At 67.0% G+C, this 23051-nt stretch carries 15 protein-coding genes and 1 pseudogene; 10 read left to right on the top strand and 6 right to left on the bottom strand.

Features of this window, described 5'->3' with window-relative positions; translation table 11 throughout:
- Window positions 1-62: 62 nt before the first annotated feature.
- The 3 genes from sucB to AC5RT8_RS00595 all read right to left on the bottom strand — a co-directional run bounded on the left by sucB (window position 63) and on the right by AC5RT8_RS00595 (window position 5068).
- Window positions 63-1841: a 2-oxoglutarate dehydrogenase, E2 component, dihydrolipoamide succinyltransferase gene (sucB, locus tag AC5RT8_RS00585; protein WP_494093770.1), complete on the bottom strand. Its 1779-nt coding sequence runs from the start codon at window positions 1839-1841 to the stop codon at window positions 63-65.
- A 124-nt stretch (window positions 1842-1965) separates the two neighbouring features.
- Window positions 1966-3348 (bottom strand): dihydrolipoyl dehydrogenase, encoded by a 1383-nt coding sequence (gene lpdA, locus AC5RT8_RS00590; protein ID WP_494093771.1) that lies wholly within the window; start codon window positions 3346-3348, stop codon window positions 1966-1968.
- Between the two features lie 190 nt (window positions 3349-3538).
- Window positions 3539-5068: a leucyl aminopeptidase gene (locus tag AC5RT8_RS00595; RefSeq protein ID WP_494093772.1), complete on the bottom strand. Its 1530-nt coding sequence runs from the start codon at window positions 5066-5068 to the stop codon at window positions 3539-3541.
- A gap of 257 nt (window positions 5069-5325) precedes the next feature.
- Here AC5RT8_RS00595 and AC5RT8_RS00600 point away from each other — a divergent pair.
- The 6 genes and pseudogenes from AC5RT8_RS00600 to AC5RT8_RS00625 all read left to right on the top strand — a co-directional run.
- Window positions 5326-6219 (top strand): annotated as a pseudogene (locus tag AC5RT8_RS00600) (proteasome assembly chaperone family protein); the annotation flags it as partial.
- Window positions 6220-6421: 202 nt separating this feature from the next.
- Entirely contained in the window at window positions 6422-7759 is a 1338-nt protein-coding gene (locus tag AC5RT8_RS00605) for an MFS transporter (RefSeq protein ID WP_494094506.1), read from the top strand.
- A gap of 73 nt (window positions 7760-7832) precedes the next feature.
- A complete protein-coding gene (locus AC5RT8_RS00610) occupies window positions 7833-8588 on the top strand; it encodes an ABC transporter ATP-binding protein (protein ID WP_494093773.1) in 756 nt (251 codons plus the stop codon).
- Window positions 8589-8601: 13 nt separating this feature from the next.
- On the top strand, window positions 8602-9357 hold the full coding sequence (locus AC5RT8_RS00615) for an ABC transporter permease (RefSeq protein WP_494093774.1): 756 nt from the start codon (window positions 8602-8604) through the stop codon (window positions 9355-9357).
- A 154-nt stretch (window positions 9358-9511) separates the two neighbouring features.
- A complete protein-coding gene (locus tag AC5RT8_RS00620) occupies window positions 9512-10870 on the top strand; it encodes a DUF4192 domain-containing protein (protein WP_494093775.1) in 1359 nt (452 codons plus the stop codon).
- Between the two features lie 269 nt (window positions 10871-11139).
- Complete coding sequence (locus tag AC5RT8_RS00625) at window positions 11140-12447, top strand: RNA polymerase sigma factor (protein WP_494093776.1); 1308 nt, start codon at window positions 11140-11142, stop codon at window positions 12445-12447.
- 232 nt (window positions 12448-12679) lie between these two features.
- Here the strand turns inward: AC5RT8_RS00625 and AC5RT8_RS00630 are convergent, their stop codons facing one another.
- Window positions 12680-12901 (bottom strand): DUF7455 domain-containing protein, encoded by a 222-nt coding sequence (locus AC5RT8_RS00630; RefSeq protein ID WP_146362357.1) that lies wholly within the window; start codon window positions 12899-12901, stop codon window positions 12680-12682.
- Between the two features lie 239 nt (window positions 12902-13140).
- Between AC5RT8_RS00630 and AC5RT8_RS00635 the strand changes: the two genes are divergently transcribed.
- Window positions 13141-15252, top strand: a complete 2112-nt coding sequence (locus AC5RT8_RS00635) for a DNA gyrase/topoisomerase IV subunit B (protein WP_494093777.1) — start codon at window positions 13141-13143, stop codon at window positions 15250-15252.
- 60 nt (window positions 15253-15312) lie between these two features.
- Here the strand turns inward: AC5RT8_RS00635 and AC5RT8_RS00640 are convergent, their stop codons facing one another.
- On the bottom strand, window positions 15313-16296 hold the full coding sequence (locus AC5RT8_RS00640) for a M56 family metallopeptidase (protein ID WP_494093778.1): 984 nt from the start codon (window positions 16294-16296) through the stop codon (window positions 15313-15315).
- A gap of 8 nt (window positions 16297-16304) precedes the next feature.
- Window positions 16305-16670 (bottom strand): BlaI/MecI/CopY family transcriptional regulator, encoded by a 366-nt coding sequence (locus tag AC5RT8_RS00645; RefSeq protein ID WP_494093779.1) that lies wholly within the window; start codon window positions 16668-16670, stop codon window positions 16305-16307.
- 183 nt (window positions 16671-16853) lie between these two features.
- On the opposite strand from AC5RT8_RS00645, the gene AC5RT8_RS00650 reads away from it, so the two are divergent.
- The 3 genes from AC5RT8_RS00650 to cydD all read left to right on the top strand — a co-directional run bounded on the left by AC5RT8_RS00650 (window position 16854) and on the right by cydD (window position 23047).
- Window positions 16854-18455, top strand: coding sequence for a cytochrome ubiquinol oxidase subunit I (locus tag AC5RT8_RS00650; protein WP_494093780.1), 1602 nt, complete (start codon window positions 16854-16856; stop codon window positions 18453-18455).
- Between the two features lie 96 nt (window positions 18456-18551).
- Entirely contained in the window at window positions 18552-19568 is a 1017-nt protein-coding gene (cydB, locus tag AC5RT8_RS00655) for a cytochrome d ubiquinol oxidase subunit II (protein ID WP_494093781.1), read from the top strand.
- Window positions 19565-23047 (top strand): thiol reductant ABC exporter subunit CydD, encoded by a 3483-nt coding sequence (gene cydD, locus AC5RT8_RS00660; RefSeq protein ID WP_494093782.1) that lies wholly within the window; start codon window positions 19565-19567, stop codon window positions 23045-23047. The genes cydB and cydD overlap by 4 nt, the downstream gene beginning before the upstream one ends.
- Window positions 23048-23051: the final 4 nt, after the last annotated feature.

Here is a 23051-nt window from a genome sequence, read left to right on the forward strand (position 1 = left end):
TGAAACGCGCAGGGCGCCCTCCCCGGAAGGGGAGAGCGCCCTGTCTCGGCGGAACCGGAGACCTAGAGTCCCAGGTCTGCCTCGAAGTTTCCTTCTTCCAGGCGTGCCTTCAGCGTCTGCAGGAAGCGGCCTGCATCGGCGCCGTCCACCAGGCGGTGGTCGTACGTCAGGGAGAGGTACATCATCGAACGGATGGCGATGTTGTCATTGCCCTCGGCGTCGGTGACCACCATGGGCCGCTTGACGATGGCGCCGGTGCCCAGGATGCCGACCTGTGGCTGGTTGATGATCGGGGTGTCGAAGAGGGCTCCGACGCTGCCGATGTTCGTGATGGTGAACGTGCCGCCGGAGAGCTCGTCGGGGCCGATCTTGTTGTTGCGGGTCCGGCTGCCGACGTCGGCAATCTTCTTCGCCAGGCCGGTGATGTTCAGGTCACCGGCGTCGTTGATGACCGGAACCAGCAGGCCCTTCTCGGTGTCCACGGCAATCGCGAGGTGCTCGGCGTCGTGGTACGTGATTTCCTGCGTCTCGTTGTTGTACGAGGCGTTCAGGACGGGGTGCTGCTTCAGGCCCTCGACAACTGCCTTGGCAATGAACGGCAGGAAGGTGAGCTTCGCGCCGTTCTGCTGCTGGAAGCTGCCCTTGGCCTTCTGGCGCAGGGCTGCGATGCGGGTCATGTCGACCTCGTGCACCTGGGTCAGCTGGGCCGACTCTTCCAGGGACTCGCGCATGCGGCGTGCGATGGTCTGGCGGATGCGCGGTGCCTTCACCGTGGTGCCGCGCAGCTTGGCGCTGGCTTCGCTGATCTGCGCCGGAGCAGCCTTTTCGGACGCGGCAGGAGCGGCAGCAGGAGCCGAGGCAGCCGGCTGGGAGGACGCTGCCTTCTTGGCTTCGGCAGCCTCGAGGACGTCCTGCTTGCGGATACGGCCGGCAACGCCGGAGCCCTTGACGGTGCTGAGGTCCACGCCGTGCTGGTTGGCCAGCTTGCGCACGAGCGGGGTGACGTACGTGCTTTCGGAGGAGCCGGCGTCGGCCTTCGGAGCTTCAGCCTTGGGGGCTTCCTGCTTCGGGGCCTCCTGCTTGGGAGCCTCGGCCTTGGGGGCTTCAGCTTTCGGGGCCTCAGCCTTTTCCGGCTCGGCGGCCGGAGCTTCGCGCTCGTCCTTGGAGGCGGCTGCGACGGGCTCGGCACCCTTCGGCTCGGCCTTGGCGGGAGCGGCTGCACCGGATCCGATCACGGCCAGGACGGATCCGACCTCGGCGGTGTCGTCTTCATTGACCCGGACTTCCAGCAGCTTGCCGGCCACAGGGGAGGGGATCTCGGTGTCGACCTTATCGGTGGAGACCTCGAGCAGCGGCTCGTCCATTTCGACGTCGTCGCCCACGGCCTTGAGCCAGCGTGTGACGGTGCCTTCGGTGACGGACTCGCCCAGTGCGGGGAGGGTGACCTCGGTGCCTTCGCCGGAACCGGAGTCCGCGGCAGGCGCTTCCTCGGCAGCGGGTGCTTCTTCAGCTGCAGGGGCGGGAGCTTCTTCGGCGGCTTCCTGGGCCGGGGCTTCCTGGTTGGCGGCGCTGCCGCCGTCGTCCAGCTGTTCGCCGGAACCGGAGCCGTCACCGATGCGCACGAGCGCAGCGCCGACCTCAGCGGTTTCGTCTTCGGCCACGAGGATTTCCTCGATGACGCCGGCAACGGGGGAGGGGATTTCGGTGTCGACCTTGTCGGTGGATACCTCGAGCAGCGGCTCGTCGACCTCGACGCGGTCGCCCACGTTCTTCAGCCAGCGGGTGACGGTGCCTTCGGTAACGCTTTCGCCGAGGGCTGGTAAGTTCACGGTTTCAGACATATTGTCCCCGTTTCTCCTTGTTAGATCTTTTGTGACCAGCCGTGCCGCTGGTGCTGGTGATGATGTCCCCCTTCGGCCGCATCCACAGGCCGGATGCGGCCGAAGGGGGAGTGAATCTTAGGTGTTAACCGTGAAGGGGCTTGCCGGCCAGGGCCATGGCAGCCTCGCCCAGCGCCTCGTTCTGCGTCGGGTGTGCGTGGATCAGGCCGGCAATATCCTCAGGGTACGCCTCCCAGTTCACGATCAGCTGGGCTTCACCGATCTGCTCGCCGATACGGCCGCCGATCATGTGCACGCCCACGATGGGGCCGTCCTTCTCGCGGACCATCTTGATGAGGCCGGAGGAACCGAGGATGGAGGTCTTGCCGTTGCCTGCCAGGTTGTATTCCTGGACCTCGACGTTTTCGGCGCCCAGCTTGTCCTTTGCCTTGGCTTCGGTCAGGCCCACGGAGGCGATTTCCGGCTCGCAGTAGGTGACCTTGGGGATGTTGACGTCCTCCACCACCACGGGCTTCAGGCCGGCGATTTCCTCGGCGACGAAAATGCCCTGCTGGAAGCCGCGGTGGGCCAGCTGCAGGCCGGGAACGATGTCGCCCACGGCGTAGATGTTGCCGACGCCGGTGTGCAGGCGGTCGTTGGTGATGACGAAGCCGCGGTCCATGGTCAGGCCGGCCTCTTCGTAGCCCAGGTTGGCGGTGACAGGGCCGCGGCCCACGGCGACGAGCAGCAGGTCCGCTTCGAAGGTCTTGCCGTCGGCCAGCGTGACGACGACGCCGTCGTCGTTCTGCTGGACGTTGTCGAAGAAGATGCCGGTGCTGAACTTGATGCCGCGCTTCTTGTAGGCGCGCTCGAGCTGCTTGATGATGGCTGCGTCTTCGTTCGGGACCAGGGAGGGCAGGCCCTCCACAATGGTGACGTCCACGCCGAAGGAGTTCCAGACAGAGGCGAATTCGACGCCGATGACGCCGCCGCCGAGGATGACCGCGCTCTTGGGCACGGTGTCCATCTTCAGGGCCTGGTCGGACGTGATGACCTTGCCGCCGATTTCCAGTCCCGGCAGTGAACGGGAGTAGGAGCCGGTGGCCAGGATGATGTTCTTGCCGGTGTAGGTCTCGCCGTTGACCTCGATGGTCTTTTCGCTGGTGAGCTTGCCCTCACCTTCAATGACGGTGATGCCCTTCGACTTGATCAGGCCCTGCAGGCCGCGGAACTTGCCCGCAATGATGTTGTCCTTGTAGGAGTTCACGGCGTTCATGTCGATGGAGTCGAACGTGGCATTGATGCCGTACTTCGAGGCCGTCTTGGCGTTCTCCGCAATTTCGGCGGAGTGCAGCAGTGCCTTGGTGGGGATGCAGCCGTTGTGCAGGCAGGTCCCGCCCAGCTTCCCCTTTTCAATGAGACCTACGGAGAATCCCAGCTCCACGGAACGCAGGGCTGCAGCGTAGCCGCCGCTGCCTCCGCCGAGGATCAGGATGTCGAACTCTTGCGCAGCTGCCTTATCGGCCACTTGGACGCTCCCTCGCGTATTCGTTGACGCGCCCCATGCGCGCCGATGAGTAATTGGGCGTTTGTGATCAGTCCTCACCCTATCGCCCCCTACCACCAGCATCCACTTGAACACCGGCGGTAGGGGGCTAAGTGTAATGAGAAACACCTGCCACAAGCGTCAGTTCCGTTTCACGGAACGGTATTGGATGCTATGAGGCGCGCGCCACGACATCTTCGGCGTAGGCAACGAGCGTGCGGACGGCGACGCCGGTGCCTTCCTTGGGCGTGTACCCGTAGGGGCTGCCCTCGTTGAAGGCCGGTCCGGCAATGTCCAGGTGGGCCCACGGGATCTTGGTTCCGTTGACTTCGCCGACGAACTCCCGCAGGAACGTGGCGGCGGTCATCATGCCGCCGAAACGTTCGCCGTGGTTGGCGATGTCCGCCACCTGCGAATCCAGGCTGGCGCGCAGCTCCTCGGGGATCGGCATCGGCCAGAACAGCTCGCCGGCGCGGTCCGCGGCGGCCTTGACGGCGTCGCGGACCCCTTCTTCACCCATCACTGCCGAGACGCGGTTGCCCAGGGCGATCATCTGCGCGCCGGTGAGGGTGGCGACGTCAATGATGACATCCGGGCCTTCCTCGCTGGCGGCGACCAGGCCGTCGGCCATGACGAGCCGGCCCTCGGCGTCGGTGTTCAGGACCTCGACCGTACGGCCGCCGTACGTGGTCATGACGTCGGAGGGCCGCTGGGCCGTGCCGGAGGGCATGTTCTCGGCAATGCAGAGCCAGGAGGTCACCTTGACCGGAAGCCCCAGTTCGGCGATGGCCAGCAGGGCGTTGAGCACCACGGCGGCCCCGCCCATGTCCGACTTCATCGCCTGCATGCCGGCGGCGGGCTTGAGGGAGAGTCCGCCGGAATCGAAGGTGATGCCCTTGCCGACGAGGGCCAGCTTGGCCTTCGAGCGCAGGGGAGCGTATTCCAGCTTGACCAGGCGGGGAGGACGCGCGGAGCCCTTGCCGACGCCGAGGATGCCGCCGAAGCCGTCACGTTCCAGCTTCTTTTCATCCATGACCGTGACCTTCACGGGCAGGGACTTGGCCAGGTCCTTGGCGGCAGCGGCGAAGGTCTCCGGGTACAGGTGGCTCGGCGGCTGGTTGACCAGCGTGCGGGTGGCGTTGACGGCACGGCCGAGGATGCGGGCACGCTCGAGGGCGGGCTTCAGCGCCTTCTCGTCGGCAGCGGCGGTAATGACGGTGATCTCGGAGACCGGGGCCGGAACCTTGCCGGCAGTCGCGGCGCTGCGGTGTTCGGTGAAGCTGTAGGCACCGAGCAGGGCACCCTCGGCGACGGCGGCGGCGTCGGCCACGGTGCCGGCCGGCAGGGCCAGCGCCACTGATGCGGTCCCGGCGATCTGTCGAACGGCCGAGCCTGCGGCGCGGCGCAGTGCCTCCTCGGTCAGAGCCACGCCGGCCGACACCTTGCCCAGGCCCGTGAGGACCAGCATGTCGGCGTCTGCCTCGGGCAGGCCCGGCAGGCGGTGGACCTCGTCGGCGGCACCGGTGACGCCGAGCAGCGGCAGCGAAGCAGCCAAGGCAGCGGAAGCCTTGGGTGACAGCGGGCTTTCAACGAGGACGGGACCGTCGGGGGTCTGGCCGACGCCGATCACGAGTGCGCTGGCGGCAACCTTCCGCCCGTCCCTTGATACTGCCGACAGGCTGGGTTCACTGGCTTTGTTCACGAAGCTGCTTCCTCACGTTTCTGTGTTGCTTTGCGTTTATCCCACCGATCGTAGTCTGAAGGACGCCCGCACGCCGCAACCTTACGGACGGCCGCGGTCGGTGCGGCACCGTCCGCGGTCCCAATGGCGGAATGAAACGGACGTGTCCCGGCGTTTACCCTTGAAGAAGGGCACAGCAGCGGTTTGCCGCAGCCGGGAACACCCGGCGGTACCGTCCTGTGCCGAGAGCGCACGAGAGTTCCCGGAAGGGGTAAGACATGCTTGATCCGTTGACCCTGTTTAACCTGAATCCTGAGGTTGCGGAATCCGGGGACCTGTCCGGCCTGAAGCTCCTTGCCGGCTTCACCGGCTTCGCCGAGGCCGGCCACGTGGTCAGCCAGATCCGGGACGAGCTTTTCGATGCCCTGGAACACGACTTGGTGGCCACCTTCGACGCCGACCAGCTCATCGATTACCGGAACCGCCGCCCGCAGATCTCCTTTATCGAGGATCATCTCAGCGACTACGAACCGCCGCGGCTCGAGCTGTACCGGATGTACGACGGGCTGGGGGAGCCGTTCCTGTTCCTGACCGGCTTCGAACCGGACCTGCAGTGGGAGCGCTTTACGGCTGCTGTGCTGCACCTGGTGCAGGCCTTCGACGTGACACTGGTGTGCTGGGTGCACTCGATTCCGATGCCCGTCCCGCACACCCGTCCGATCGGTGTCACCACCCACGGAAACCGTCCCGACCTGGTGGAAGGGATCAGTTCCTGGGCCCCGATCGCCCAGATCCAGGCCGCCGTGGGGCACGTCCTGGAACTGCGCCTCGTCGAGGCCGGGATCGACGTCGTCGGGCACGTAGTGCACGTACCGCATTACCTGGCCGAGGCTGAGTTCCCGCCCGCCGCGGTCGCCGGACTGGAGTATCTCGGTGCCGCGGCGTCACTGGTGCTGCCGACCGACCGGCTCCGCGAGGCCGGCCGCGACGTGGACCGCCAGATAACCGAACAGGTGGAGGCCTCCGCGGAAGTGAAGGGTGTCGTAGCCACCCTGGAGAAGCGCTACGACCAGTACACCGAAAGCACCGTCCGCCGTTCCCTGCTGGTCAAAGGCAACGACGAGCTGGCCGACGCTGAGGAAATCGGAGCAGCGGTGGAAGCGTACCTCGCGAGCCCGCAGGCCGAAGAGGAATCAGAGGCGCTGTGGCCGGAAAACCAGCACGGCGCCGACAGCAGCGAACCGAGCGGATATCCGGATCAGGAGAATGCACCACATGCCACTGAGGGCACGGCAGACGGCCACGGCAGCGACGAAGGGAACGGACCGACCGGAAGGGCCTAAGGCCGCGCCCCTGGCCGGGGCTGCAGCGGCGATGGGTGGAACACGGGCCTGGATTGTCTGGGGCGTCGGCGTCTTTGCCTATCTGGCGGCGGTGACCCAGCGCACGTCGTTCGGAGTGGCCGGGCTGGAGGCCACTGAGCGGTTTTCCGCCACGGCGTCGGTCCTGTCCATCTTCACGGTGGTGCAGCTTCTGGTGTACGCCGGCCTGCAGATCCCCGTGGGAGTACTGGTGGACCGTTTCGGCCCCCGCCTGCTGATCGCCGGGGGAGCGGCGCTGATGCTCGCGGGCCAGCTGCAGCTGGCCACTGCCGAATCCGTCGGTGCCGGTATCCTGGGACGCTCGCTGGTGGGCGCCGGAGATGCGCTGACGTTCATCTCGGTGCTTCGGCTGCTGCCGGCCTGGTTCTCCGGCCGGCAGATTCCCGTCCTCACCCAGTACACCGGCCTCGTGGGCCAGCTGGGGCAGGTTGTGAGCGCAATTCCGTTTGCCTTCGTGCTGCACCGGTTCGGCTGGAGCCCCGCCTTCCTTTCTGCTGCCGCCCTGTCCCTGCTGGCGCTGGTGCTGACCCTGGCGTGCGTGCGGAACCGGCCCCAGGGCGGTGAGGCGCCGGTGCCGCTGCCGCTGAGGCAGACCGGCACCTCCCTGGCCGAGGCGTTCGCCCAGCCCGGAACGCGGCTGGGCATGTGGACCCACTACACCGTCCAGTTCCCCGGCACGGTGTTCGTGATGATGTGGGGCTTCCCGTACCTGGTCAGCGCCGAAGGCGTTTCCTCGGCCGTTGCCTCCGGGCTGATGACCTATTTCGTCGTCGTCGGCATCATCTGCGGCCCCTGGATCGGTTCCTGGGTGGGCCGGCACCCGCTGCGCCGGTCCACCATGGTGCTGTTGATCGCCGGAGCCATGGCGGCTGGATGGGCGGCGGTGCTGCTCTACCCCGGTCCGGCCCCGCTGTGGCTGCTGGTGGTCCTGGTGACCCTGCTCGCCGTCGGAGGCCCCGGGTCAATGATCGGCTTCGACTTCGCGCGGACGTACAACCCCAGTTCCCGGCTTGGCACTGCCACCGGAATCGTGAACATCGGTGGCTTCATTGCCTCACTGGTGAGCATGTACTTCATCGGCGTGGTGCTGGACGTGCTGAACAACAGCGGTTTTTCGGGCGGCAACCTCTACGCGCTGGACTCGTTCCGGATTGCCCTGTCGGTGCAGTTCGCCGTGATGGCGGTGGGTGTCCTGGGCATCCTGCGCACCCGCGGCAAGATCCGCGCACGGCTGGCCGACGAAGGGTCTCCGCTGCCGCCGCTGCGTGCAGCCCTGGCCAGGGAACGGCAGCGGCGCCGCGAGGAGCGCCAGGGGGCCGGCTCCCGGTAGGAGCCGCCGGGGCACGACCGCCCTGCTCCGGCACTCTTGACCCCTGCGCCGCCCCGCCGCCAGAATGATCGGCATGACCAGGGCACAGGTGCCCACCGGCACAGTGGTAAGCGTGAACGGGCTCTCCAAGGCGTTTCGGAATGTCGCAGCGCTCGAAGACGTGACCTTTTCGATCGACGCCGGCGAAGCCTTCGGCATTCTGGGCCCCAACGGTGCGGGCAAGACCACAACGGTAGATTGCGTGGCCGGCACGCTGCGGCCCGACCACGGACGCGTCACGGTACTCGGCGTCGATCCCGCAGCTGACCGGGCAGCGGTCCGCGAACACGTCGGTTATCAGCTGCAGGCGGCGGCCCTGCCTCCTGCGCTCCGCGTTGAGGAAGCGCTGCGCCTGTTTGCCGCCTTTTACCCCGCCCCGGCCAACGTATCGGAGCTGCTGCACACCGTAGGGCTGCATGAACACCGCAGGCGCCCCTTCGGCAAGCTTTCCGGCGGGCAGAAACAGCGCCTTTCGATTGCCCTCGCCCTCATCGGCAACCCCGACATTGTGGTTTTCGACGAGCTGACCACGGGGCTCGACCCGCAGGGCAGGCGGGACGTGCGGCAGCTCATTCAGCGGGTGAAGGACGGCGGCATCACGGTCATCCTCGTCACCCACTACCTTGACGACGTCGAACGTCTCTGTGACCGCCTGGCGATTATCGACGCCGGCCGGACCCGGTTTGTGGGCACCCCGGCGGAACTGCTCGCGGCCGCCGGCAGGAACACCGGCGGGTCCGGCAGCCTCGAGGACGCGTATCTGGCCTTTATCGAGCCCACGGCCACCTAATGGAGGAGATGCCATGCGGGCACTGGGAGCCCTGACGCGCACGGAAGCGACGCTGTATATGCGCAACCCGGTAAGTCTCTTTATGGCGCTGGTGCTGCCCTCGGCGATTTTGCTGCTTCAGGGATTCATCCTGCCCGGCACCAGGGCACCGCTGGGAGGCACTGATCCCCTCTACGCTGCCCTGCGCCCCATCGACCTGCTTGTGCCGCTGTCCATAGCCGTAGCGTTGTCCAGTGTTGCGGTGACCAATTACCCGTCGGCGATCAGCGGATACCGGGAGAGCGGTGTCCTGCGCCGGCTGGGCGTGACTCCCGTGGGCGCGCACCGCATCCTGTTTGCCCAGTGGATCGTCAGTGCCGTGTCGCTCGCCGTTGCGGTGACCGTCACGGTCCTGCTGGCCAGGATTGCCTTCGACAGCCGGATGCCGGGCAACGCCGGGCTGGTTGTCCTCGTGGTCCTCTTCGGCGTCGCCGCGATGATGGCCGTGGGCTCGCTTATTGCCGCCGTCGCCGGAACCGCCCAGAACGCCTACGGCATCGGATTCCTGGTCTTCATGGCATGCATGTTCACCGCCGGACTGTGGACGCCCGGACCGCTGATGCCCGAGGCGATCCGGCAGGTCGCCGCTTTCACCCCGCTTGGTGCCATGACCCAGGCACTTACGGCAGCCTGGTACGGGGGTGCCGTGACCGCCGCGCCGTTTCTCGTGATGCTCGGGTGGGCCGTCCCGTGTGCGCTGGTGGCCTGGAAGGTTTTCCGCTGGGCCTGAGCCCCGCACCGGTCCGGGTGCCTGCCGGCCTGTCGGATCCTCCAAGGAGCACTCATCCTCCACCGCCGCAGGTGTGCGTGCCGTAACAGGACACCGATGCACAGCCGCCGGCCACACTCCGGCGCGGCCGACTCGTCCCGGGCACCCTTGGGCCATGAGTACAGAACCGGCCGACGGCACCCCGCGCAATCCGTACCGGGTCAGTGCCCCGGCAGACATCCTCAGTTTGATTCCGCACACGCTGGGCTTCGAGCCGCGCGAGTCCCTGGTGCTGATGGCACTGCGCGGCGGACGGCTGGGAGCGACCCTGCGCCTTGACCTTCCACCCGGGCCGGCAGCCACGTCGGGGACGGCGGCGTACGCCGCCACCGCCCGCCGGTTCCTGGCAGCGGATGCCGACGCCGACGGGGTACTCCTGGCGATGTACTCGGACGCCTCCTGGCCCGACCCGGAACACCCGCCGTACCGGCCGCTGATCCGGCGGCTGGAGAAGGAACTGTCCGCTGCGGGCATGCCCGTGCAGGAAGGCTGGATGGTGGGTTCCGAGACCTGGCGGGACTACTTCTGCACCCGCCCGGACTGCTGCCCCTGGCCGGGTGCGCCCCGGTCACAGATAACGGACAGCATGCTCAACACGGAGCTGGTGTACCGGGGGAGTGCCTTTGCCGCCACGCTGGAACGGGCGGTCAAGGAATCCTTCCCCGCACCATGGCCGAACCGCGGCGCAGTTGCCCGGGAGCAGGTCCGCTTTACCCGTCGGCTGGCAGGGCACTGGTGTGAACGGGACCAGTTTAGGGGGACCCTGGCACTGTGGACCGAATGCTTCTCCGGCAGCGGCCCGGAGCTGAACGGGCCCGCCGGCGACCGGCTCGGCGCCGTTCGGGGTGCCGGTGCCGTCCCCTATGCCGAAGACAGGCCCGGCCCCAGTGCCGGCGGAAGAGTCCGCCCGCACCGGGATCCCGAACGGGCAGGTTTCCTCCTGGCCAGCCTCGGGGACAAGGGGATCCGCGATACCGTGCTGGTCATGGCGGCTGCGGGGGAAGACGCCGCGATCCTCGGGGCCGAAGCGAACGGCCTGGTCCGCCGGCAGCTGAACCCTCCGGTCCTTCCCGGAGCAGGCCGCGCAGGAGCTCCCGGCGGGGACCCGGGTACCCTTCCGCTGCTGCCGCGGTCCCGGCGCCGCCACGGAGCCTCCGCGGATTTCCGCAGCATACTTGTGGGCAGGGGAACCGGTGCGCCGGACTGGGTGCTGCTGGACCGGGCGCACACAGTGCTTACCGACCTTGTCCCGGTGGCAGGGGGCGAGTCCAAGGCGGCCCTGCTTTCGCTGCTGGCCTGGATGGAGTGGGCCAGGGGGCGGGGCTCCCGTGCCCACATCTATCTCCAGCAGGCGCTGCAGGCCTGCCCCGGATACCGTCTGGCCCTGCTGCTGCAGGAACTGCTGGGCACGGGCATCCTGCCGGACTGGACCCGCTCGCGGGCAGGGTCCTGGCCCGGCCTTGCGGACGGCTGACCGGCCGGTGCCATCCGTATCTGCGGCATGCGCCGTGCTGTGGCGGAGCGGAAAACGTGCGACAATGGGAACCGAGACCCGGTCGGGTTCGTGTATCAAGTGTCCTTTGAGCTGCCAGTCCCTGTGACCGGCGGAACAAAACACCGGCACAGCGTGTTCTATAAGGACATGCCAAGCCGTAACACTTGGAAGCAAACACGGACTTGACAGGGTCATAGTGGTGTTGCCCCCAATGGCGGTGCCACAACCCGCCGTATGAAAGGTTTTCTGTGTCGCCGAGAAAGACAACTGCAGTCGAAGAGACTGACACTGCAAACAAGCGCACTGCCGCAACTGAGGCCCCGTCCGCGGCGGCCCCCAAGGAGGCTGCTTCCGGCGAAAAGACCGCTGCCAAGACGGCCCGCAAGCCCGCTGCCTCCCGTAAGGCTCCGGCCAAGGCAGGCACCGCTGCAGCCGGTCGGAAGACCGCTGCGAAGACCGCCAAGGCTGCCAGCACCGAGGTTGATGAAGACGTTGAGGCCCCGGAGGTCGAGCCCGACGCCGACGCCGTTGAAGCGGGCGACGCTGCAGCCGCACCCACCGGATCCGGTTTCGTGTACTCGGATGCCGACGACGACGACGCGCCTGCGCAGCAGGTCGTCTCCGCCGGTGCAACCGCGGACCCGGTCAAGGACTACCTGAAGCAGATCGGCAAGGTTGCCCTGCTGAACGCCGAGCAGGAAGTGGACCTGGCGCTGCGGATCGAAGCCGGGCTGTACGCCGAGGAGAAGCTCGCAGCCGATGAGCTGCTGCCGGCCGACAAGCGTATGGACCCCAAGCTCAAGCGCGAGCTTCAGTGGGTTTCCCACGACGGTAAGCGTGCCAAGAACCACCTGCTCGAAGCCAACCTCCGCCTCGTGGTCTCGCTGGCCAAGCGCTACACCGGCCGCGGCATGCTTTTCCTGGACCTGATCCAGGAAGGCAACCTGGGCCTCATCCGCGCCGTGGAGAAGTTCGACTACACCAAGGGCTTCAAGTTCTCCACGTACGCCACCTGGTGGATCCGCCAGGCCATCACCCGTGCCATGGCGGACCAGGCCCGCACCATCCGCATCCCGGTGCACATGGTGGAAGTCATCAACAAGCTGGCCCGCGTGCAGCGCCAGATGCTCCAGGACCTGGGCCGCGAGCCGGCTCCCGAAGAGCTTGCCCTGGAACTGGACATGACGCCGGAAAAGGTCGTGGAGGTACAGAAGTACGGCCGCGAGCCGATCTCCCTGCACACTCCGCTGGGCGAAGACGGCGACTCCGAGTTCGGTGACCTCATCGAGGACTCCGAAGCCGTGGTTCCGGCAGACGCAGTCAGCTTCACGCTGCTGCAGGAACAGCTGCACTCCGTGCTGGACACGCTGTCCGAGCGGGAAGCGGGTGTGGTGGCAATGCGCTTCGGCCTCACCGACGGCCAGCCGAAGACGCTGGACGAAATCGGCAAGGTCTACGGCGTCACCCGCGAGCGGATCCGCCAGATCGAATCCAAGACGATGTCCAAGCTGCGCCACCCGTCCCGGTCCCAGGTCCTGCGGGACTACCTGGACTAGGCATCGGCCCCAGCTGCGTGAAAGGCACCCCGGCATCAGCCGGGGTGCCTTTTGTTTTACCCGAAGGCAGCCCGAAGGATTGGTCCTGCCCGGACGGCCGGCTATCCGTTCGGCGGCATAGGCAAAAAGAAGTCCCCTTCCGTCGCGGAAGGGGACTTCTTCAAGCTTGGTACGACGCGTCAAACGCGGACTTCAGCCCGTGGCTTCGCTGACCATGCAGGCCAAGGCACGTTTACTCTGCGGAGACGGGCGCCTTCTCGTTCAGGCGTGACGTCTCATCCTGCCATTCCGAGGTGAGCGGACGAAGGTTCGCCTCCACCGCCCGGGCGTGGTGCCCGCAGAAGAGCAGTTCCCCACCGGAGGATTCCAGTACGGCACGTACGTATGCCTGTGCGCCGCAACGGTCGCAGCGGTCCAGGCTGTTCAGCTCACGGGTTGCTACTGCTGCTGTCATGAGTTGCCTCCTCAAGGGTGTTGATACTTCATATAACCATCTTTGACACCCTCTCCTTTGCAGGTTGGCCCGCCTTTCGCTCTGCGCGTAGCTTTCCTGCGCGGGCCCTGTGGGCAGTCTCACGCAGCTGAGTCGTTGGCCGGAAGTGTCACCGCCTGGGATTAACCTTGTAGGAGTTCCTGATTGTTCCCGGATATCTCTACCGGCAAAACGGCCGGCACCAAGGAGTTTCAACGCACGTGGCGCCCCCTAGTTCGAATTACACCGCCCGGCACCTGTCCGTCCTGGAAGGACTGGAAGCCGTCCGCAAGCGTCCAGGCATGTACATCGGGTCCACCGACTCCCGCGGCCTGATGCACTGCCTCTGGGAGATCATCGACAATTCCGTCGACGAGGCCCTGGCCGGCTTCGGGCAAAGCATCAAGGTCATCCTCCACCCGGACGGTTCCGTCGAAATCCACGACGACGGTCGCGGCATCCCGGTGGACATCGAACCGAAAACCGGGCTGTCCGGCGTCGAGGTCGTCTTCACCAAGCTCCACGCCGGCGGAAAGTTCGGCGGCGGGTCCTACGCGGCCTCGGGCGGCCTGCACGGCGTGGGCGCCAGCGTGGTCAATGCGCTGTCGGCCCGCCTCGACGTGCAGGTGGACCGCGCCGGCAAGACCTACCAGATGGCGTTCCGCCGCGGCGAGCCCGGGCATTTTGACGACGCCGGCAGGAAACCCGGCCCCGAGGCGAAATTCTCTCCGTTCGTGGACAGCTCACGGCTGGAAGTGGTGGGAAAGGCCAAGCGCGGCGTCACGGGCACGCGCATCCGGTACTGGGCGGACCGGCAGATCTTCACTCCGGACGCCAAGTTCTCCTACACGGAACTGCAGGCCCGGGCCCGCCAGACCTCGTTCCTGGTGCCCGGACTGCGGATCACCCTCCGCGATGAACGGCGCCTGCCCGGCACGCCCGGGGAAAACGGTCCGGTGGAGGAGGTCTTCCACCACGACGGCGGCATCGCCGAGTTTGTCGACTACCTGGCAGCTGACGCGCCCGTCACGGATATCTGGCGGCTGCACGGCTCGGGCAAGTTCAAGGAATCCGTACCCGTGCTGGACGAGAGCGGACACAGCCGCATCACCGAGATCGAGCGCGAGGCCGAGGTGGACATTGCCCTGCGCTGGGGAATCGGCTACGAAACGACCATCCGCTCATTCGTGAACATCATCGCCACGCCGAAGGGGGGAACCCACCAGAGCGGCTTTGAACAGGGCCTGCTGAAAACCTTCCGCAAGGTCATCGAAGCTAACGCCCGCAAGCTCAAGGCAGGCAACGACAAGATCGAAAAGGACGACGTTTTCGCCGGACTCACTGCCGTGCTGACCGTCCGCCTGGCCGAACCGCAGTTCGAAGGCCAGACCAAGGAAATCCTGGGCACCTCAGCCGTCCGGGCGATCGTGAGCAAGGTCGTGGAGAAGGAAATCACGGCCCGCCTGAACTCGACGGCCCGGGCCGACAAGGCACAGTCCTCGCAGCTGCTGGAAAAGGTGGTGGCGGAGATGAAGTCCCGCATTTCCGCCCGCGTCCACAAGGAAACCCAGCGCCGTAAGAACGCCCTGGAAACCTCCACCATGCCCGCCAAGCTGGCGGACTGCCGGATCGATGACCAGGAACGCTCGGAGCTGTTCATTGTGGAAGGCGACAGTGCCCTCGGCACCGCCAAGCTCGCCCGGTCCTCGGACTACCAGGCACTGCTGCCGATCCGCGGCAAAATCCTCAACGTCCAGAAGGCGTCCGTGGCGGACATGCTGTCCAATGCGGAGTGCGCGGCCCTGATCCAGGTAGTGGGTGCAGGCTCCGGCCGCAGCTTCCAGCTGGACGCCGCCCGTTACGGCAAGGTCATTTTCATGACGGACGCCGACGTTGACGGCGCGCACATCCGGACACTGCTGCTTACGCTGTTCTTCCGCTACATGCGTCCCCTGGTGGAGGCCGGGCGGGTCTATGCAGCCGTTCCGCCGCTCCACCGCGTCGAGGTCATCAATGCCGGCTCCAAGAGCAACGAGATGGTCTACACGTACAGCGAAAAGGAACTGCACCAGGTGCTTTCCCGGCTGGAGAAGGAAGGCAAGCGGTACAAGGAACCGATCCAGCGCTACAAGGGACTGGGGGAGATGGACGCCGGCCAGCTGGCCGAAACGACCATGGACCCACGGCACCGCACCCTGCGGCGGGTACGCATTTCCGAAGCAGCAGCAGCCGAGCAGGCCTTCGAGCTGCTGATGGGCAGCGACGTGGCCCCGCGCAAGGATTTCATCATCGCCGGCGCCGCCATGCTGGACCGGGACCGCATCGACGCCTAGCGGCCGCCGCCGGCGGACCCGATGCTCCCGTCCGCCGGGATGTCCGGTCGGGGACCGGACTTAGTCCAGCAGGCCGGGGGCGATCAGCAGCGTGGTCGGCACGGCCAGCAGCAGGATCGAAAGACCCAGCACGCACCACTGCTGCCAGCGCGGCAGCGGGGGCTGAGGCGTCAGGAGGCGGCTGAGCCGGCCTGCGGTGCCCAGCGCTTCGGAACCCTCAGGGCCGCCAAGAGTCACGGGAGCGGCCGCCCGGGCCGGTTGGCGTGCCGGATCTGCTTCCGCCGCCGGTGCCGGGGTTCCCGAGCCCACAATGGCCACGGCGCGGACAAGGGTCATCCGGTCCACTTCGTGCAGCGCCTCGTCATCGGCGAGCATCTCGATGAGCTCATTGACCGAACGCTGGGCCAGCAGGGAGGTCGGCAGCCAGGGCAGGGCCGCGCGCCAGGCGGCAAAGGCCCATAGCAGGAGATGGTGGTGCTGGGCCAGGTGGGTCCGCTCGTGCGTCAGGACCGCAGCCAGTTCCTCCTCGGAGAGCATGTTCAGCAGTCCGTCGGAGAGCACGGTCACCGAGCGTGCGCCGCCGGGAAGGCAGTAGGCCACCGGCGTCGGATGCTGGATCACCAGGGTGGCAGGAGTGTCCGCAGACGGGCTGCTGAGCAGGTTGAGCATGTTCCGGTGTCGGCGCCTGCCGCGCAGGATCCGGTAATAGGTCAGCAGCAGGGTGAAGACCAGATGGGCGCCCAGCAGCGTCGCGGCGCTGAGGGCGAAAACGTGGACCAGGCCCAGGGTGCTCGCCGGAGCGCCGTTCAGCAGGATGCGCCAGAGGCCGTGCAGTCCGTCCAGCAGGTTGTTCCCAAGCGGTTCAAGCCCCCAGGTCAGCATGGCGCCGATCATGGACAGGCCGCCGGCCAGGGCTATCGCCTGCCAGAGGACCATGGCGGTGAACGGGGAACGTGCGGGCCATTGCGCCCGCGAAAGAAGTACCGGAACGGGCCACGCCAGCACGATCGCCAGCGCAGCCAGTGCGTAGGAGGCCCAGAACACCCGGAGTTCTAGGCGCCGAGCAGCCTGCGCAGCATTTGGGCCTCGGTGTCGGAGACGGACCCGACAAACCGGGCCAGCACGGCCTCCCGGTCATTCGCGCTTCCCAGGGCTTCGTGCATCAGTTCGGCGGTGTGTTCGGCGCGCGTAGTCACGGCCCGGTAGCGGTGGGGGCGGATATCGCGTTCGCGCTGAACCAGCGCCTTCTTCTCCAGCCGCGAGAGCACGGTCAGTACGGTGGTGACAGCCAGGCCCTTGCCGTCGGCAGAGTCCTCACGCTGCGCCAATTTCTCGCGGAGTTCATTGGCGGTTGCTGCCTCGTTTGCTTCCCACAACAGGTCCATCATTGCGCGTTCAAGCTCACCGAGCGTTGCCATGTGCATCCTTTTTTGATCGAGACCCCGGCGGACCCCTGTAACGGGTCCAGACTTACTAATGTACCCCGTTCCGGCCGTTTGTTCTACATCACGTAGAAATCTTGGCTAAGTTGTTCTACGCTGTGTAGAAGTTAGGAATTCTACAGCGTGTAGAAGTCATTGCTCAACTGAAGGACTACAAGCGTGGAAGCACTGGATATCGCCCGGTGGCAGTTCGGCATCACGACCGTCTACCACTTCCTCATGGTCCCGCTGACCATTGGGCTGGGGATCGTGGTGGCAGCCATGCAGACAGCCTGGGTGCGCACCGGCAAAGAACAATACCTGCGAATGACGAAGTTCTGGGGCAAGCTGTTCCTCATCAACTTCATCCTGGGACTGGCCACGGGCCTGGTCCAGGAGTTCCAGTTCGGTATGGCTTGGAGCGAGTACAGCCGTTTCGTCGGTGACGTCTTCGGCGCCCCGCTCGCGCTGGAGTCGCTGCTGGCCTTCTTCACCGAATCCGTCTTCCTGGGGCTGTGGATTTTCGGGTGGAAGAGACTGCCCCCGAAGATCCACCTGGCGTGCCTGTGGATCACCACACTCGCCTCAATGCTCTCGGCCTACTTCATCCTGGCGGCGAACTCCTGGATGCAGCACCCCGTGGGCGTGGAAATGGTCGACGGCCGTCCGGTCATGAATGACATCTGGGCCGTGCTGACCAACAACACCCTCCTCGTCGCGTTCCCGCACACCATCTTCGGCGCCTTCGCCGTGGCCGGCGGGTTCCTGCTCGGCATTGCCTGGTACCACCTCTGGAAGCGGCGCCGCGACGGTATCGACACCGTGGATGACCGGGGCTACGTGGTGGTCGGCGAAAACGCCGCCATCGGCCGCGACAAGACCGACCACACCGTCTGGCTGCGCTCCCTGCGCATCGGCGCCGTCGTCGCCATGATCTCCTTCGCCGGCGTCGCAGTCAGCGGTGACCTGCAGGGCAAGCTGATGTTTGAGCAGCAGCCCATGAAGATGGCGGCCGCGGAAGCGGCGTGCCATGACGGCACCGGCTTCTCCGTCCTGTCCATCGGTGACCCGGGCGCGGAGAACTGTGAGGACGTGGACACCCTGGTGGAAATCCCGGGCATGCTGTCCTTCCTCGCCAACGGCGACTTCGACACTGAAATCCGGGGCGTGAACACCCTGCTCGAGGAATACCGGGACGCCTACGGCACCAATCTGCCGGACAACGAAATGTACGGCGACAATTCCGGCATGGAAATCGACTACACGCCGAACTTCGCCGTCACCTACTGGGGCTTCCGCATCATGATCGGCTTCGGCGGCATTGCCGCTGTCGCCGCCGCCTACGCCCTCTGGGCCGTCCGCAAGGGCACCGTCCCGGAGTCCAAGTGGCTGATGCGCCTTGCCGTCTTCGGCATCCTGGCACCGTTCGGCGCCAACTCCGCCGGGTGGATCTTCACCGAAATGGGCCGCCAGCCGTTTGTGGTGGCACCGAACCCCACCGGCTCCGACGGCGTCTTCATGTTCACCGCGGCGGCCGTCTCGCCGGGCGTGAGCATAGGGGAGCTGCTGTTCTCCGTCTCCGCCTTCACCCTGGTCTACCTGGCCCTGCTGATCGTGGAGGTGCGCCTGCTGTTCAAGTTCGTCCGCGGCGGTGTTCCGGCGGCGATGCCGGACCTGCTCGGCGGTGACGACGGCGCCACCGGCGGGATGAATTCCCCCGGCCAGGACCCGGACGGCACTCCCGGAAAGAAGAAGGACGATGTCCTCGACTTCGCCTACTAAGGCACCCTGGAGGGTGGCCGCGCACACGGCCTCCCTCCGGATCCCCTCCGACCAAGCAATCTGCCGGACGCCGGCATTTCTGGAGCTCTGAAAGTAATGTCGCTACCCCTGTTCTGGTTTATCGTGATTGCCGTCCTGTGGGTCGGGTACCTCTTCCTGGAGGGCTTCGACCTCGGCGTGGGCATGCTGATGAAACTGATGGCCCGCAATGAGAAAGAGCGCCGGGTATTGCTGAACACCATCGGTCCGGTGTGGGACGGCAACGAAGTATGGCTGATCACCGCCGGCGCCATGACCTTTGCGGCGTTCCCCATGTGGTACGCCTCCCTGTTCTCCGCCCTGTACATTCCGCTGGTCTTCGTCTTGATGGGGCTCATCTTCCGGGCGGTCTCGATTGAATACCGCGGCAAGCATGACAGCGACAGCTGGCGTAACCGCTGGGACTGGGGCATGGCCCTGGGCTCCTTCGTCGCCGCCTTCGGTGTGGGCGCCGCCCTCGGCCTGACCACCACCGGCCTGCCGCTGAATGAGAACGGCGACCGGGTGGGCGGAGCCTTCGCCTGGCTGACCCCGTACGCGGTGCTGGGCGGCGTGGCCGTGGTGGCCTTCAGCCTGATTCATGCCTGCGTGTTCCTGATGCTCAAGACCGACGGGGAAATGCGGGAGCGCGCCAAGCGCATCGTGACGCGCTGGCTGCCCGTGGGCATCCTGCCCCTCGCCGCCTGGGCGATCATTGTGCAGTTCATGAACGCGAAGGTGGCAACCCTGCCGCTGCTGGTGATCGCCGTCGTGGGCGCCCTCCTCGCATGGATCTATGCCCGCCGCGGCCGCGACGGACTCAGCTTCATCGGCATGGGCGTCTTCCTGGTGGCCGGCGCAGCAACCATCTTTGCCTCCATGTACCCCGTGGTGCTGCCGTCGACCCTTGATGCGGCCTGGAATTTGACGGTGGAAAACGCTTCGGCCTCGCCCTACGCCCTGAAGGTCATGAGCTGGGTGGCATTGTTCGGCCTGCCGGTTGTGGTGCTGTACCAGGGCTGGACCTACTGGGTGTTCCGTAAGCGGGTCACCGCCGAGGCCATCCCCGCCCCCCACAGCTTCAAGTCGCAGTGAAGCCCGTCCTTCCGGTCAGCGCCACCAGCCGCCGCGCGCTGTACCTCCTGGGGCTGCTCGCAGCCGTCAAGGCCGCGGGGCTGGTCCTGCTTGCCGACGCCGTAGCCTCCGGCATTGCGGGCCTGGCCGCCGGCGGTCCGGACTGGAACCGGGTGGTCCTGCTCGGAATCGCCGGCGCCGTGCTGCGGTCCGTGGCCGTATGGGGCCAGGACACCGTGGCCCAGCGAGCGGCCGCCGGCGTCAAGGACGAACTGCGCAGGCAGCTCTCCGTCCGGGTACTGGCCGACGGCGGCACCGTGCCGGGGATGGGCAGCGGCGCGCTGAGTGTCCTGCTCACCCGCGGGTTGGACGGACTGGACAATTACTACTCCAAGTACCTGCCCGCACTGGTGACCTGCGCCGTCGTACCCCTTCTGGTGGGCGCGCGCATCCTTGCCGCTGACTGGATCAGCGCCGTCACCATTGTGCTGACCGTGCCGCTCATCCCGGTGTTCATGGTCCTGATCGGCTTGCACACCGAGGACAAGACCGCGGCCGCGGTGGACGCACTGAACCGGCTCTCGGACAACATGCTGGAGCTGGCCAAGGGCCTGCCCGTGCTGGTGGGCCTGGGCCGCGCCCGTGCGCAGACCCGCGCGCTGCGCGACGTCGCCGACCGCTACCGCATCACCACGCTGGCGACCCTGCGGGTGGCGTTCATGTCCTCGCTGGCACTGGAACTCATCGCCACTATCTCGGTCGCCCTGGTGGCCGTCTTCATCGGTGTGCGGCTGGTGCACGGCGGCATGTCCCTGGAACTCGGGCTGCTCGCCCTGATCCTCGCGCCCGAGTGCTATCAGCCGCTGCGTGACCTGGGCACCGCCCACCACGCCAGCGAGGACGGCCTCGAAGCGCTGAACCGCACCAACGCAGTGCTTGATGCGCCGGCGGCCGTGCCGCTGGCCGCCGCCGCATCGGACACCACTGCTGCCCCGGACACCACCGGAGCCCCCGGGACGGCCCTGCAGGTGAGGGATGTGACCATCGCCTACGAAGGCCGGCCGCATCCTGCCGTGGAGCACCTCAGCTTCACCGTGCCGGCGGGTGCCATTGCCGCCCTGACCGGTTCCAGCGGGGCCGGGAAAACCTCCGTGCTGGAAGTGCTGGCCGGGCTCCGCCGGAACGGTGGAGACACCCGCCTGGCGGGCGCGGTGCAGGGCATCAGCCGCGAAACGCAGGCATGGATACCGCAGCATCCTGTACTCGTTGAGGACACCGTCGTGGAGGAAATAGCCCTCTACGCGGGGCTCCCGGTGACTGGCGTAGACGGAGATGGAAGCCGGGGCAGCGCCGGCCGCACCGCCGCCCGCCGCGCGCTCGAGCGGATCGACGCCGGCCACCTCCTTGATGCCGGTGCCGCCGACCTGAGCCCGGGCGAACAGCGCCGGGTGGCCGTGGCACGTGCCCTGGCCCGCATAGAAGCACATCCCGAAGTCCGGGTCCTGCTGGCGGACGAGCCCACCGCACACCTCGACGCACGCAGCGCTTCGGCTGTCCGCGCAGCCCTCGCGGGACTTCGGGGGAAAGTCACAGTGCTGCTGGTGGCCCATGACGCGGCGACTGCAGCCATTGCCGACACGCTGATCCCGCTGGAAGCAGCCGCGGACAGGAGCCTGCCTCCGGCCACGGAGAACCAGGCGGCCGCCGCAGGCAGCGTCCCGGCGGCGGTTCCCGCCGGCACCGGCCTGGCAGCCGCGGCCGGCGCGGGAACCGGTGCGCGAGCCGGCAGCCCGGCAGCAGCCGGGGGAGCCCACGCGGCCGAGCCGGCCGCAGCCGGGCAGCGTGCGGCCCATCAGCCGCTGTGGAAGAACCTGCTGCTGCTGAAACCGTGGAGCAAGCAGTTCGTCCTGGCCCTGCTGCTGGGCACCGGCGCCACCATGTTCGCCGTTGCCCTGACGGCCCTGTCCGCCTGGCTGATCGTGCGTGCCGCTGAGCAGCCGCCTATCCTGTACCTGCTCATGGCGATTGTGGGCGTGCGGTTCTTCGGCATCGGCCGCGCGCTGCTGCGGTACCTGGAGCGGCTTTCCCTGCACGACGCCGTCTTCCGTGCCACCAACACGCTGCGTGTCCGGCTGTGGAACGGGTTGCTGCAGCGCCCCGAAGGCTGGCGCCGCGTGGCAAGGGGGTCGGGCGCCATCGAACGCCTGGTGGGCGATGTGGACGAGCTGCGGGACATCGCGCCCCGGGTGGTCTTCGCGCCCCTGACCGGCTTGCTGACCGCGCTGGGCGCCTGCATCGTGACCTGGCTGCTGGTTCCGGAAGGCCTGGCGGTACAGGTGGCGCTGACCGTGGTGGGGATGGTCGTCGCTCCGCTGCTGGCACTGTTCGCCGATTCCGCCGCCCGCGCCGCGACGGTGGACCTGCAGGCCCGTTCCATGTCTTCCATGGCGCGTCTGCTCACGGCTGCCCCGGACCTGGAGGCCAACTCCAGCTCGGCACCGGTCCTGGCCCGCCAGGAGCAATTCGAGGCGGCCGCAGCCAAGGCCGTCCGGCGCAGTGCCTGGGCCCAGGGCCTGGCCAATGCGCTCACCGCCCTGGCCTGCTCGCTGGCAGCCCTCTACATGATCAATGCGGCCCAGGGCGCATCGGCCACCGTGGCCGCGGTGGTGGTCCTGGTCCAGCTCGCGCTGATTGAGCCCTTTGTCGCAGTCAACGGCTCCATCCAGCAGCTGACCGCGTGGCGCACGCTGGGGGACAAGGTGCTGCCGGATCTGGGGACCGAAGATGTGGCACCCGATGACACCCTCGAGGAGACTGCTGCCCGGGAGAGCTTCGGCAAGGTGCAGGCATTGGAACTGGAGAACATCCGGTACCGCTATCCCGGTGCCGGCGCCGACGTGCTCACCGGTGTGGACCTCAGGCTGACAGCAGGGGAGTGGGTGGCCGTCACCGGTCCGTCCGGCAGCGGCAAATCCACGCTGCTAGGCGTACTGCTGGGCTTCCTGCCGCCGCAGAGCGGCAGTTACCTGATCAACGGTGTTCCCGCGCAGTCGGTCCCGCCCGCTGCCCGGCGGATGGCGTGGTGCCCGCAGGAGGCGCACCTGTTCGATTCCACCCTCCGGGGAAACCTGCTCCTGGCCCGTGACCGGGCCCTGGCACCGACGGAAGCGGAAATGATCGGCTCGCTCCGCGCCGTCGGCCTGGGACCGTTGTTCGACACACTGCCCGAGGGTCTGGATACGTCCATCGGTGCCGGCGGGCATTTCCTCTCCGGGGGCCAGCGGCAGCGGCTTGCCGTGGCCCGCGCACTGCTGGCGGCAGCCGACGTCGTTCTCCTGGATGAACCCACGGCCCACCTGGACGCGGAAGCGGGGGCGCAGCTGATGGCAGACCTGAAGTCCGCACTGCGGGAGAAAGCAGTGGTGGTCGTGACCCACAATCCGGCGTATGCCGGCTGGTGCGAGAGGGAGGTCTCACTGGGAGCGGCACTGATGTCCTAGGGTG

This window comes from Arthrobacter sp. Ms25 (assembly GCF_059090365.1).